The 12,918-nt window shown below is 42.0% G+C and carries 10 protein-coding genes and 1 tRNA gene; 5 read left to right on the top strand and 6 right to left on the bottom strand.

Going from position 1 to position 12,918, the window contains the following annotated elements:
- Nucleotides 1-13 precede the first annotated feature (13 nt).
- Nucleotides 14-454 (top strand): YcgN family cysteine cluster protein, encoded by a 441-nt coding sequence (locus EXA13_RS09875; RefSeq protein ID WP_238133023.1) that lies wholly within the window; start codon nt 14-16, stop codon nt 452-454.
- Between the two features lie 132 nt (nt 455-586).
- On the opposite strand, the gene EXA13_RS09870 is transcribed toward EXA13_RS09875, so the two are convergent.
- From EXA13_RS09870 to EXA13_RS09860, 3 genes are all read right to left on the bottom strand, one after another.
- Nucleotides 587-663, bottom strand: a tRNA-Pro gene (locus EXA13_RS09870).
- Between the two features lie 62 nt (nt 664-725).
- Entirely contained in the window at nt 726-2,525 is a 1,800-nt protein-coding gene (locus EXA13_RS09865) for a DUF3413 domain-containing protein (RefSeq protein WP_238133022.1), read from the bottom strand.
- 34 nt (nt 2,526-2,559) lie between these two features.
- On the bottom strand, nt 2,560-2,775 hold the full coding sequence (locus tag EXA13_RS09860; protein WP_238133021.1) for a YejL family protein: 216 nt from the start codon (nt 2,773-2,775) through the stop codon (nt 2,560-2,562).
- 84 nt (nt 2,776-2,859) lie between these two features.
- On the opposite strand from EXA13_RS09860, the gene yejK reads away from it, so the two are divergent.
- A complete protein-coding gene (gene yejK, locus EXA13_RS09855; RefSeq protein WP_238133020.1) occupies nt 2,860-3,864 on the top strand; it encodes a nucleoid-associated protein YejK in 1,005 nt (334 codons plus the stop codon).
- Nucleotides 3,865-3,923: 59 nt separating this feature from the next.
- Here yejK and nhaC read toward each other — a convergent pair whose 3' ends face one another.
- A complete protein-coding gene (gene nhaC, locus EXA13_RS09850) occupies nt 3,924-5,366 on the bottom strand; it encodes a Na+/H+ antiporter NhaC (protein ID WP_238133019.1) in 1,443 nt (480 codons plus the stop codon).
- A gap of 423 nt (nt 5,367-5,789) precedes the next feature.
- Between nhaC and asd the strand changes: the two genes are divergently transcribed.
- Nucleotides 5,790-6,905 (top strand): aspartate-semialdehyde dehydrogenase, encoded by a 1,116-nt coding sequence (gene asd / locus EXA13_RS09845; protein ID WP_238133018.1) that lies wholly within the window; start codon nt 5,790-5,792, stop codon nt 6,903-6,905.
- 70 nt (nt 6,906-6,975) lie between these two features.
- Here the strand turns inward: asd and EXA13_RS09840 are convergent, their stop codons facing one another.
- Nucleotides 6,976-7,611, bottom strand: a complete 636-nt coding sequence (locus tag EXA13_RS09840; RefSeq protein WP_238133017.1) for a YchE family NAAT transporter — start codon at nt 7,609-7,611, stop codon at nt 6,976-6,978.
- A gap of 628 nt (nt 7,612-8,239) precedes the next feature.
- Between EXA13_RS09840 and adhE the strand changes: the two genes are divergently transcribed.
- Entirely contained in the window at nt 8,240-10,912 is a 2,673-nt protein-coding gene (gene adhE / locus EXA13_RS09835) for a bifunctional acetaldehyde-CoA/alcohol dehydrogenase (protein ID WP_238133016.1), read from the top strand.
- A 189-nt stretch (nt 10,913-11,101) separates the two neighbouring features.
- A complete protein-coding gene (locus EXA13_RS09830) occupies nt 11,102-11,857 on the top strand; it encodes a DUF481 domain-containing protein (RefSeq protein WP_238133015.1) in 756 nt (251 codons plus the stop codon).
- Nucleotides 11,858-11,940: 83 nt separating this feature from the next.
- Here the strand turns inward: EXA13_RS09830 and EXA13_RS09825 are convergent, their stop codons facing one another.
- A complete protein-coding gene (locus EXA13_RS09825; protein WP_238133014.1) occupies nt 11,941-12,819 on the bottom strand; it encodes a DMT family transporter in 879 nt (292 codons plus the stop codon).
- Nucleotides 12,820-12,918: the final 99 nt, after the last annotated feature.

Here is a 12,918-nt window from a genome sequence, read left to right as displayed (position 1 = left end):
AAAGTAAGGTGCTATGAGTATTCCATTTTGGCAAAGCAAATCGTTAGAACAGATGACAGAAGAAGAGTGGGAGTCGCTGTGTGACGGTTGTGGTAAGTGTTGCTTGCACAAGTTAATGGATGAAGATAGCGATGACGTTTATTACACAAATGTGGCTTGTAGCTGGTTAAATAGTAAAACGTGTGCTTGTAAAGATTATCCTAATCGCTTTGAATCTGGGGAAGAGTGTCTCAAACTGACCAGAGATAAGATCGATGAGTTTAACTGGCTACCAGAGACGTGTGCTTATCGATTACTGGCTGACAGTAAGCCGCTTCCTGAGTGGCATCCGCTAATTACCGGTTCTAAAGCGGCGATGCATGCTGCTGGTGAAAGTGTCCGCAATAAAGTCGTCTACGAAATTGATGTGGTCGATTGGGAGGACCACATAATAAACCATCCCAATAGGGTTTAAGTCTTTCTATCTCTCATATCACCCTATTTGGGTTTATATTGAGGGGGATGAATTATTTGGCGGCTTGAATAGCCGCCATTATTTTTCTGACAAAAGCAAAAAAGAGAGCCGAAGCTCTCTTTTTTAGGTGTATGGTCGGACTGAGAGGATTTGAACCTCCGACCCCCGACACCCCATGACGGTGCGCTACCAAGCTGCGCTACAGTCCGATGGGCGTAATGTACTTATTTTTATCGTGACCGTCAAGCTGAAAAAAGCTTAAAGTCATGATTTAATTGTCTTTTGAATAAAAACGCTGCAATTCCGTCAACCCTTGCATCAAAATAGGCAGTGTTGGGTTTTCATCGGTTAATCGCTGATAGTTTTCATCATACAGCTTGAAGTTGCCAAATTTGTCTATCACTGTGGTTTGTTGCTCTGTAATAAGGGCTAATTCGCGTGAGTCCCCCGCGAGTATCCAGCGTCGTTTATTCTCATTAAATAAATTTTTACCGCTACTGAAATCATTCGGATTAGAAGAGACGCCCAGTAAATCTTGTAATAAAGTGACTGAAAAATCTAAATGGCTGGATCGGTGCGTAAATGTAGTGGGAATTTTACCTGGCCAGTAGATAATCATTGGCACCTGTAACTGGTAACGGCTGTAATTACTGTTTGCGCCCCAGCTATTTGTTTTGGTCTCATTGAATTCGGTACCGTGGTTAGATGTAATGACAACAATGGTATTATCCAACAACTGTAAAGACTCTAGTTGAGCAAAGAGTTGAGCTAACTCGTGATCAGCCTGAGTGACAGATTCATAATAGCTGTTACGGAGCCTGTCGGTAGTCGTTGATTGCTTATCGCTTTTAGCCATGGTGTTAAATTGACTAACCGTAGTGAGTTCTATGAAGCTCAACCAAGGGGAGTTTTGTTCTTGTACCCATTGTGTCCAACGTAGAATGGTTTGCTGATCGTGGCTGGTCTCTGATTCAAAAGGAGCTTGATTTAGAGGCAGGCCTCGAAAGACCGTTTCTTGAAAAAGTGGGTCTGCAAAATTATCACTACTGAATAAACCAAATTGGTATTTCTGATTTTGTAAGGCGTCAATTAAAACGGGTAACGTACCTTGTACTTTAATACTGCTGGCGTAGCTGCTGGGTAGCCCATAGAACAAGCCAAACATGCCATACATATCATTGCTGGAACTAAAATGATTACTAAAAGTAAGCGCGTTGCTGGCAAACTGGTAAGTATTTGGCATGAGTTGCTCGGTGACAACATCTGCACGTAGATTATCGACGCTGGCAACCACAATATTTAAATGATTTGCTCTGCGACCAAATTCGATTTTTTCTAAAGGATAATTAACCAGATCGACACTATTTTGGTTTTCTTCCAACCGTTTTAAGTATTCATCTCTATCCAGTAAGCCATGTTTTTCCATAAAGGATTTAGCTGTCATCGGGTAGGACAGAGGAAAGTTAGATTTCTGGCTGGTAACGGGTGCATAAAAATAGGCATCAGACCAAACATAAATAATATGGCTAGTGATAAAACTAACGAAAAATACCGCAGCTAAAGGACGCCCAACTCGCTTATGAGAAAGCCGACGTTGTTTTCGCCATACCCATTCAGATAAACCCAATTGCAGTAAGAATATCAGAGGGAGAACGACAAATAGGTGCTGTAGATCGGTACTCACGCTACTTTCATCGCTGAACAGCAATTCCCATACGACTGGTGTTAAATGCAAATTGATGGTCTGGTAGGTTTGCGTATCAATTAAGAGAACGGTTAAACCTAACGTGGCAAAACAAACCGCAATAAACCGGAACAACATCCGTGATGGAATAAGAAAGGTGAGTGGAAACAGAATAAGAAGGTAGAGCGCAAACACTAAGAAACCGAAGTGACCAACCCAAGAAAAAGCAAGATAAAATTGCCCTAAAAGTGTGTCTGGCCATGGCGCTTGTGTGATGTAACGTGTACCGATAAGCATGGCTGCAATGATATTAAAGAAAGCAAACCAATGTCCCCAGCTCACTAAACGTGATACTCGCTCGCCGTATGTGTTTCCGCTATCTACCATGGGTTTTTCTATTTATCCGGTGTTGTAAATGAAATTAGTTCTGTAAAGAAGAGGTTAATGCCTGAGCAAACTTCTCTGCAATGACTTTACGCTGTGAGCTGGCCACATTGTGATTTAGAACATTTGTGGCGATGTTGCCTGCGATCATCAGCGTTAATTCTGGAGACGCATTATGTTTATCAAGAACGGCAGCGATTTCGGTCAGGATAGTTTCAACTTTTTCGTCACTGTATTTCGATGTAATTGGCATAAAGACTCTATAGATGATAGTAAAAGCGGCTTATGATAACCTACTATGCCTTACAACTGAAACCAGTACGATGATTATTTCACTATGAGTTTGCACCTTTCCAATGTCATTTTGCATCAACTATGTAAAAACGATAACGATGAGTTAATGGTTAACTACCGAACTCAATCTCTTGATAATGATACTTCTACCGAAAACTTAGTCGCTGAGTTACACCGTGTCTTTAATGCAAAGGCCGGGAAGGGGTTTGGTTCGTTTAAATCCGACAGTGAGGTTCAAAGCTGGTTGCACGCTCTGCGTAAAGGTGAACAAGATTTTTACACCTTTTCTCAGATGAGTGCGCAAAGGTTAAAAAATGAACTGATCAAATACCCATTTGCTGATGAAGGTATTCTTGTGTTAGCAGAGTATCAATCGCTGTCTACGCATTTCTTGTTTATTGGTTTGCTGCCATTAAATCAAAGCTTAAAAGTGACAGAAGGGTTAGATATTAGCGCGACTGATTATTTAGATATCAGCAAGATGGATATTGCCGCAAGGGTTGATCTCTCTAGCTTTGAAACAGATAAAGACTCTAACCGCTACCTCTCCTACATTAAAGGGCGGGTTGGGCGTAAAGTGTCTGATTTTTTCTTGGATTTTTTACAAGCCGATATTGGGTTGGATCCAAAACAGCAGAATCTTGTGTTAATGCAAGCAGTGGAAGATTTTTGTAGTGATGCCAAGTTGGAGAAAGAAGAGGCCATCAGTTACAAAAAACAGGTGTATGACTACTGTAATGATCAAATCAAATCGGGCGATGAAGTTCAGGTAAAAGAACTTTCTGGAGAATTACCTCCTAGCCAAGAGGGAACCAGTTTTTTTGAATTCACGCGAGAACATGGCTACGAGTTGGAAGAAAGTTTTCCGGGGGATCGTTCAACCGTAAGGAAATTGACTAAGTATGTAGGGGCTGGTGGTGGGCTTAACATTAGCTTCGATAGTTTATTAATGGGTGAACGAGTATTTTACGACCCTGAAACGGATACTTTAACGATCAAAGGCACGCCACCCAATTTACGTGAGCAGTTGACGAGAAAACATCAATAAAATCCCCATGAAATGGAAAATGAGCGATAAACGCTCCTTTTTTGATTTAGTGAAGAGGGTTAAACCGATTGACGTTGTAACTCTGTTTCTTCACCTGTATTTTCAGCACTGGCTTCAGCGGTTGGCTCACATTTGTCTACAAACCATCCCATGTATGAAGTGAAAATTGTGACAATGATACAGACAAAGCTGAGCCACATGAAAGGTGCATAAGAAAGGGTTGCAACCCCTAAGATGCTTGCCATGTAAATACCGTTATCACTCCATGGCACCATCCCTGATGTTAGCGTGCCACCAAATTCCGCATTTCGTGACAAGTTCTTACGTTGGTAACCTAAGCGGTCATAGTTTTTGGCACAAATTTTTGGGGTCAGAATCAACGAAACGTACATGGCTGAGCCAAACACGTTACCCATAAATGCAGTTCCGATCGTGCTGGTGGCCAGTGAACCACTATTTGTCACTCGGCGTTCAAACAGTTTGGCGATGGTTTCTAGTACACCAACTTTATCTAACAGTCCACCAAAGCCAAGACCAAAAATAATGACGGCAACCGAACCAAGCATAGAGGACATGCCGCCACGATTGAGGATTGAGTCAATGAAATCAACGCCAGATGAAATACTAAATGGGGCCCATGCGGTGTTGAATGCTGGGAGAAATTCGACATCTTGAATCATGATGGCCCAAATAATACCAAGCAAGGAACCAAAACTAATGACAGGGAAAGAAGGCATACGCATGGCTAGGAGGCCCAAAACTATCAATACCGGAATAAAAGAGTATGGCGTGATATAAAACTGAGTTTCCATCGCATTGATAACCGACTGAACCTGAGACATATCCACATTACCTGCGTAGTGAAAACCAAATAAAGTAAACATTAAACCGGTAATAATGTAGCTAATCAAAGCAATTGGGAGCATACCTTTAATATGTTCCATTACTTCAACATTGGACATGGATGAGGCGAGAATAACAGAGTCTGACAAGGGAGACATTTTGTCACCAAAGTAACACCCAGATAAAACAGCACCAGCCGTCACTGGCGCTGGGACGCCGAGCCCTTGTCCTATCCCCATCATTGCAATCCCCGCCGTTCCGGCGGCTCCCCAAGAGGTTCCTGTCGCTAACGCAGTCAAAGAGCAGATGATCATTGTCGCCAGCAAGAAAATAGAAGGGTGGATCGCTTTTAATCCGTAATAAATGATGGTTGGAACAATTCCTCCTGCGATCCAAGTGCCGACAAGAGCACCAACCGCAAGAAGGATTAATACCGCACCCAATCCATTGGAAATACCATTGAGCGCAGCTTTTTCTAATTCTTTGTATTGGTGACCAAGGCGAATACCAAGCACCATGATAATAAACCAGCCGATATAAAGGGCGAGTTGGATGGGTAAATCAAACTTAGCAGTAAACGAAAAAGCCAATAATAAAAACAGACCCAGTGCAACAATCACTTGTAGCAAACTGGGTAAGCGTAGGGGGGCCTGTGTCATTTTTAGAACCTCGTGTTCGATGATTGTACTAAGGAGATGGGGCATCCTTATCAGTTCGGGGGAACTTTACATGAAAAGGCACAATATATCGAATTCAATGCCAACTGTTGTGATTTATATCGCCAATGTGGTTATTAATTAGCCTTAAATGTTGGTATTTCGCAAACTCAATGAAATAAAAAGGTTTGTAGTGTGGTGTTTCCGTGTAACGAAAACGCATTAATTAAGTAAAGTTTTGATTAACAAACCCTAAAAAAAAGAAAAGATAAGCTTTTTAAGGGGTTGAACTTGAAACAGCGATAAAGCACAGTAGATAGAAAGAAAAGTCTCGAATTAACGTAAGAAAATCCTTGAGATTTTAGATCGAACCACTTATAGATGTTGGCAACGATTTTTTATTTGAACACACGGAGAGTTAGTGCAATGAGAGTAGGTTTAGTAGGTTGGCGTGGCATGGTTGGCTCGGTACTGATGCAGCGTATGGTTGAAGAAAAAGACTTCGACCTCATCGAACCGGTATTCTACAGTACATCACAAATTGGCATTGCCGCGCCTAACTTTGGCAAAGAGGCGGGATTATTACAAGATGCTTTTGATCTTGATAGTTTGAAGCAACTAGATGCAGTGATTACTTGCCAAGGTGGGGGGTATACAGAAAAAGTCTATCCGGCGCTTCGTCAAGCTGGATGGAAAGGGTATTGGATTGATGCTGCATCCACCTTACGGATGGATCCTGAAGCCATCATCACGTTAGATCCAGTCAACTTTACCCAAATTCAACAAGGCATTCATCAAGGTACCAACACTTTTGTTGGTGGAAACTGTACCGTAAGTTTAATGCTGATGGGGCTAGGTGGGTTGTTCGAAAAAGGACTGGTTGAATGGACCAGTGCTATGACTTACCAAGCGGCATCAGGGGCTGGAGCTCAGAATATGCGTGAGCTGATTTCACAAATGGGGGTTATCAATGATTCGGTGAGTTCAGAACTTGCGAACCCCTCGAGTTCTATTTTGGATATCGATCAGAAAGTGGCAGAAACCATGCGTTCAGCATCTTTCCCAACCGATAACTTTGGCGTGCCTCTAGCGGGTTCACTGATCCCGTGGATTGATGTGAAACGTGATAATGGACAAAGTAAAGAAGAGTGGAAAGCAGGCGTTGAAGCGAATAAGATTCTAGGCTTCCAAAATTCTCCGATTCCAATTGATGGAACCTGCGTCCGTATTGGTGCGATGCGTTGTCATTCTCAAGCATTGACCATTAAGCTAAAACAAAACGTCCCTCTCGATGAAATTGAAGACATCATCGCTTCTCACAATGATTGGGTGAAAGTGATTCCAAATGAGCGTGATATTACCGCTCGTGAGCTGAGCCCTGCTAAAGTTACTGGGACCCTCTCTGTTCCAGTCGGACGTTTACGTAAAATGTCGATGGGAGATGATTTCCTCAATGCCTTTACCGTAGGAGACCAGCTTTTGTGGGGGGCGGCAGAGCCACTACGTAGAACATTGCGTATCATCCTTACTGAAAAACACTAAATATTGTAATCCTTCAAATAGAGAAAGCGCCCTAGGGCGCTTTCTCTATTTGAAGAGAGATTGACAAAGGTTAAGCAAGGCCAGGGAATAGGCTGCGTAAGCCATTGGCAATAAATTCAATCCCTAATGCTCCTAAGATTAACCCCATGATACGGGTGATCACGTTGATTCCTGTCTGTCCAAGAATTCGTACAATATAAGGGGCTGAGCGAAATAATAACCAAGAGCTGATGCTAAATAGGGCAATGGTTAATGCAATTCCAAACGTATCCAGCATTCCTGGATAGCGTGCACTGTAAACAATCGTCGAGCTAATCGCTCCAGGGCCAGCCATTAAAGGCATGGCGATAGGCACAATACCAATTTGTTCGCGGCTTATGTGCTCAGACTTTTCTTGTTTATTCTGTTTATCTTCTCCTAGTTTTCCGCTCATCATTGAAAAGGCAATGCTAAGTAGTAGTAATCCGCCCGCAACTCTGAAGGAATCAAGGGAAATGCTAAACATGTCTAAAAGAACCTGCCCACCAAGTAACGCTGTAATTAAGATGACAGCAACAGCAATATTCGCAGTAGCGGCGGTTTTATTTTTTTCTTCTACTGTCATATGGCTGGTCAAAGAAACAAATACCGGCATGATGCCTATCGGGTTTACGGCAGCAACCAGTCCTAAAAAAAACTGAAGAAAAATAGCAAGTTCAAGATGCATGAAATATTCTCGTGGCGATCATTGGGGTGAAATAAAGCCAGCGTAATGTATGTTAATCTGCGCAAAATCACGAATGAAAAAAAACTATCGCATTTATTTGCTCATGATTAAGAAAACTAATGCTTAATGAAAAATGCAAAGAAATTGTTGCAATTTGTGGACGATAAACGGAATGAGGACGATAGTTTGTTAACATCCGCACAGTTTAGTGAAAAATCAGACAGAATAGTGGAGAGTTAAGTGGGAGAACATATACTCGAAGTAGCACATAAAACATTGGTCACAAGTGGGAATGTTGTTTAAAAATGAAACTTTTTTACAGATTGTTGTAGTTTTTTTATTTTTTTGATTTGTGAAGTGTGTTTTTTGAACACTCGATCTTTTGTTTTATTTTTCTTTTAATTCATTGGGTTAAGTGGTGTTTTTTCTAGTAGCTACCCCTTGAGTAGTAATTACTTTTTGATAACTGATCTGAGTCAATTTTTTTCAAACAGTGAAATATTATACTCAGTCGTGAAAGCTATTTACTAAGTCAGACATGAAATCGGTTGTGAAGACGGTGGAAAAACATTCAGCGGTCGATTTAATAAAGAGTTTTTAACATTTTTCTATTTTTAGGAGATTCATTATGCCTGTAACAAATTTGGCTGAACTTGATGCTCTCGTTGCTCGCGTTAAAGCAGCACAAGCAGAATTTGCCACTTTCTCTCAAGAGCAAGTGGATAAAATTTTCCGCGCCGCATCATTAGCCGCTAACCAAGCTCGTATTCCTCTAGCGCAACAAGCGGTAGCAGAATCTGGCATGGGTATCGTTGAGGATAAAGTAATCAAGAACCACTTTGCGTCTGAGTTTATTTATAACAAATACAAAGACGAAAAAACCTGTGGCATTCTTGAAGAAGACAACAACCTAGGAACAATGACTATCGCAGAACCTGTTGGTATTATCTGTGGTATCGTGCCTACCACTAACCCAACCTCTACTGCTATCTTCAAATCTCTTATCTCTTTGAAGACTCGTAACGCTATCATCTTTTCTCCGCACCCACGTGCAAAAAATTCAACAAATGCTGCGGCGAAATTGGTACTTGATGCGGCAGTTGCTGCTGGTGCACCTAAAGACATTATTGGTTGGATTGATGAGCCTTCAGTTGAACTATCTAACGCACTGATGAAACATGATGGTATTGCTTTGATTCTGGCGACCGGTGGTCCTGGTATGGTTAAAGCGGCTTACTCTTCTGGTAAACCTGCGATTGGTGTGGGTGCAGGTAACGTACCTGTTGTTATCGATGAAACCGCAGATATCAAACGTGCAGTAGCTTCTGTTCTTATGTCTAAAACTTTTGATAACGGTGTGGTTTGTGCTTCTGAGCAAGCCGTTATTGTTATGGATGAAGTATATGAAGAAGTTAAAGAACGTTTTGCTACACACAAAGCACACGTTCTAAGCAAAGCTGATGCTGATAAAGTACGTAAAGTTCTGCTTATCGACGGTGCGCTAAATGCAAAAATCGTTGGTCAGCCAGCTACCGCTATCGCTGAAATGGCGGGTGTGAAAGTTCCTGCTGATACTAAGATTCTTGTGGGTGAAGGCATCGGTGAAGTGTCTTATGATGACGAATTCGCTCATGAGAAATTATCTCCAACACTGGGCATGTTCCGCGCGTCTTCTTTTGAAAACGCAGTAGATCAAGCTGTGAAAATGGTAGAAATTGGCGGTATCGGTCACACTTCTGGCTTATATACAGACCAAGACGTGAATGCAGACCGTATCCGTTACTTCGGTGACCGTCTAAAAACAGCACGTATTCTTGTAAATATCCCAACTACTCATGGTGGTATCGGTGACCTTTACAACTTTAACGTTGCACCTTCTTTGACGCTTGGCTGTGGTTCTTGGGGTGGTAACTCTATCTCTGAAAACGTAGGTCCTAAGCACTTAATCAACAAGAAAACAGTGGCTAAGCGAGCTGAAAACATGTTGTGGCATAAACTTCCTAAATCTATCTACTTCCGTCGTGGTAGCCTTCCTATTGCCCTTGGTGATCTAGAAGGTAAAAAACGTGCATTCCTAGTTACTGACCGTTTCCTATTTAATAACGGTTATGCTGATGATGTGGTTAGCTTGCTAAAAGCACAAGGTATGGAAGTACAAACTTTCTTTGATGTAGAAGCGGATCCAACACTTTCTGTTGTTAAGAAAGGCGCTGAAGCCATGATGAGCTTCCAGCCAGACGTTATCCTTGCTCTTGGTGGCGGTTCACCAATGGATGCTGCAAAAATTATGTGGGTAATGTACGAGCACCCAGAAACGCATTTTGAAGAACTCGCTATGCGCTTTATGGATATTCGTAAACGTATTTACAAATTCCCTAAAATGGGTCAAAAAGCAGAATTGGTATGTATCACAACCACTTCAGGTACTGGTTCAGAAGTCACGCCATTTGCTGTTGTTACTGATGATGCAACAGGGGCGAAATACCCACTGGCGGATTATGAATTAACACCTAACATGGCTATCGTTGATGCGAACCTTGTGATGAACATGCCTAAGTCTCTTACTGCGTTTGGTGGCTACGATGCCGTGACTCACGCTCTTGAAGCTTATGTTTCTGTTCTTGCTAACGAATACTCTGATGGTCAAGCACTACAAGCGCTGAAAATGCTAAAAGAGTACTTACCTTCAAGCTACAAAAATGGCGCAGCAGACCCAATTGCTCGTGAAAAAGTACACAATGCTGCGACAATCGCAGGGGTTGCTTTTGCGAATGCTTTCTTGGGTGTATGTCACTCAATGGCTCACAAAATTGGTGCAGAGTTCCACTTACCACACGGCCTTGCTAATGCATTGCTAATCTCTAACGTGGTTCGTTACAATGCGAACGATAACCCAACCAAACAAACTGCATTCTCTCAATACGACCGTCCACAAGCACGTCGTCGTTATGCTGAAGTTGCCGACCATTTAGGCTTGAGCCAAGCGGGTGACCGTACTGCACAGAAAATTGAACGTTTGCTAACTTGGTTGGAAGAGCTGAAGAAAGATCTTGATATTCCACTATCTATCCAAGCTGCAGGTGTGAACGAAGCAGATTTCCTTGCAAAAGTTGATGAACTGTCTGTTGAAGCGTTCGATGACCAATGTACAGGTGCAAACCCTCGTTACCCACTAATTTCTGAGCTAAAAGATGTACTTCTTGCAGCTTACTACGGTAAGCCATTTGTTGAAGGTGAAACGTTCGAAGGAACGACCGTCATTAAGAAAAAAGAAGACCAAAAACCAGCAAAGAAAAAGTAAGCTGAGTTAATGAGAGGTTTTCGCTAGCACGAAATATCTCAATAAACAGATACACAAGCCCTTCTATTTATGGAAGGGCTTTTTTTATGGGCAGATGCTTTATAGAGACTGGATTTTTACGTGACGTTTACTTAGCGTGTAAAGGGGTTTGCTATAGTCGCCCCTTTATCAAAACTATAAAGGATAACAATGAGACGGCGAATTCCATTGACTAAGATTAATCTTTTACTTGTGACTTTATTTACTTCAAGCCTTGCCTTAGCTGATGTTGAAGGGGAAAAAAGCCCATGGAGTGGGGATGCAAAACTTGGCTTTATCTATTCAAAAAATAACACTTCAACCTCGTCGATCAACTCTGGGGCAACCATTAAATATGATCAAGAACAGTGGCGTCAGCAGTTGGCCATGGCAACCTTCTATTCCTATAAATCTGATAGCGATGAAGACGGAACGAACAAATATCGATTAATTTATGATGTGAAGCATGATGTCAGTCAGCATTTATTTGTGTTTGGTAACGGCAAATATGAGCATGATCAGTATGCGACTTATCGTCATCAAGCATTGGGAGTTACAGGTCTGGGGGCGACGCTGGTAAACACAAAGACCACCAAAATAGATATGGGGCTTGGCCCCGGTTTTCGGCACTCTGTTCGTCAACCGTCCACAAGCGTTGACGGCTCTCGAAGCGATAATGAATGGATAGCTAATGCTTTTGTGCAAGCAAAAAGTGAAGTCACTCAAAGTGTTTCAATTGGGGCATCGGCACGAGTCGATTATGGTGACAGCAATACCACGACCAGTTTAAAAGGGACTTTATCGAATAAACTTGCAGAAAAATTAGCGCTAGTTTTTGATACGGAATACATTAATAACACCACGGTGGCGAAAGGAAAAAGCCACGATGAAATATACAGTACGCTGAGTTTAAGTTATGCCTTTTAAGATAAATCTATAGCCACTTTCCCCTTAAATAACAAAATGTAAGCGGATGTCAAATAACGCCAGATTAGCTTCAAGCCTTGGCGTTATTCTGTCCACATCACCATGATAGCGGCAAACGCGACTAGAACTAAACCGACGCCATCTTTAATTCTGATCTTTTGTTTTAGCCAGAAAATTGAGATTAATAAAGTAAAAAAGATTTCCACTTGGCCTAATGTTTTGACATAAGGCACCGCTTGTAAGGACATTGCACTAAACCAACCAATCGAGCCCATACAGCTGCTGGTGCTGGTTAACAGCGTTATTTTAGGCTTGCGAAATAATTGGATGAGGGTGGCATTATCTGTCAGAGCAAGATAACCGATCAATAGAAGAGTTTGTATGCTGATTACAAACAGCAGCACCCAAGCCGCGCTGTAAGGAAAGGGGAGCCCGAGTGATAAACTGGCTTCACGAACCCATAAAGACGTTAATGCAAAGGCACTGCCGCTACTAAGCCCTAAGATTACAGTTGTTAACGATAGCTGGCGTAAGTTGCCGCGTGTACTCATCAGAAAGACTCCGATTCCTCCTAGAAATACACCGAGCCAGCCCAATAAACTCAGGTGAGTGCCAAAAAAAAGCATTCCTAAAATAGCCGCAACCAAAGCTTCACTTTTGGCTAAGCCTGCCCCAACGGCATAATTATTATATTTAAACAGTTTGACCATCAATGCGGTAGCAAGAATCTGCATGATGGCAGCTGAACTCACCAAGCTTAGAAATGTTAGAGAGAATGTTGGGGCTTCCACAGGCGCAATAGCATATAAGCTGAGTAGATAGATTATGGCTAATGGGCCAGCCCAGAGAAAACGAGCTAAAGTGACACCTGCTGTTTTTATCTCTTCAGATAACTGGCTTTGTAACGCATTACGCCAAGATTGCATGAAAGCAGCAAAAAGAGTAAGAAAAATCCATGTCATGGGCAGATGAAATCCAAGTGAAGGTGAAGAGTAAATATTTTACTGAATATGGAGTGCTAAGCCCTTTATTTCTTTTTGTCGACTCATATAAAACGGAAA

Origin of the sequence: Vibrio cincinnatiensis (genome assembly GCF_022113815.1) — a bacterium.
In the GTDB taxonomy this organism is placed as follows: Bacteria; Pseudomonadota; Gammaproteobacteria; order Enterobacterales; family Vibrionaceae; genus Vibrio; species Vibrio cincinnatiensis_A.
Note: the sequence above shows the minus strand (reverse complement) of the source record. Positions and strands in the feature narration are given on the sequence as shown.

What these genes read in the sequence shown, in the direction of transcription:
- EXA13_RS09875 (WP_238133023.1), top strand. Translation starts at nt 14, where the DNA reads ATGAGTATTCCATTTTGGCAAAGCAAATCGTTAGAACAGATGACAGAA.
- EXA13_RS09865 (WP_238133022.1), bottom strand. Translation starts at nt 2,525, where the DNA reads ATGGTAGATAGCGGAAACACATACGGCGAGCGAGTATCACGTTTAGTG.
- EXA13_RS09860 (WP_238133021.1), bottom strand. Translation starts at nt 2,775, where the DNA reads ATGCCAATTACATCGAAATACAGTGACGAAAAAGTTGAAACTATCCTG.
- yejK (WP_238133020.1), top strand. Translation starts at nt 2,860, where the DNA reads ATGAGTTTGCACCTTTCCAATGTCATTTTGCATCAACTATGTAAAAAC.
- nhaC (WP_238133019.1), bottom strand. Translation starts at nt 5,366, where the DNA reads ATGACACAGGCCCCCCTACGCTTACCCAGTTTGCTACAAGTGATTGTT.
- asd (WP_238133018.1), top strand. Translation starts at nt 5,790, where the DNA reads ATGAGAGTAGGTTTAGTAGGTTGGCGTGGCATGGTTGGCTCGGTACTG.
- EXA13_RS09840 (WP_238133017.1), bottom strand. Translation starts at nt 7,611, where the DNA reads ATGCATCTTGAACTTGCTATTTTTCTTCAGTTTTTTTTAGGACTGGTT.
- adhE (WP_238133016.1), top strand. Translation starts at nt 8,240, where the DNA reads ATGCCTGTAACAAATTTGGCTGAACTTGATGCTCTCGTTGCTCGCGTT.
- EXA13_RS09830 (WP_238133015.1), top strand. Translation starts at nt 11,102, where the DNA reads ATGAGACGGCGAATTCCATTGACTAAGATTAATCTTTTACTTGTGACT.
- EXA13_RS09825 (WP_238133014.1), bottom strand. Translation starts at nt 12,819, where the DNA reads ATGACATGGATTTTTCTTACTCTTTTTGCTGCTTTCATGCAATCTTGG.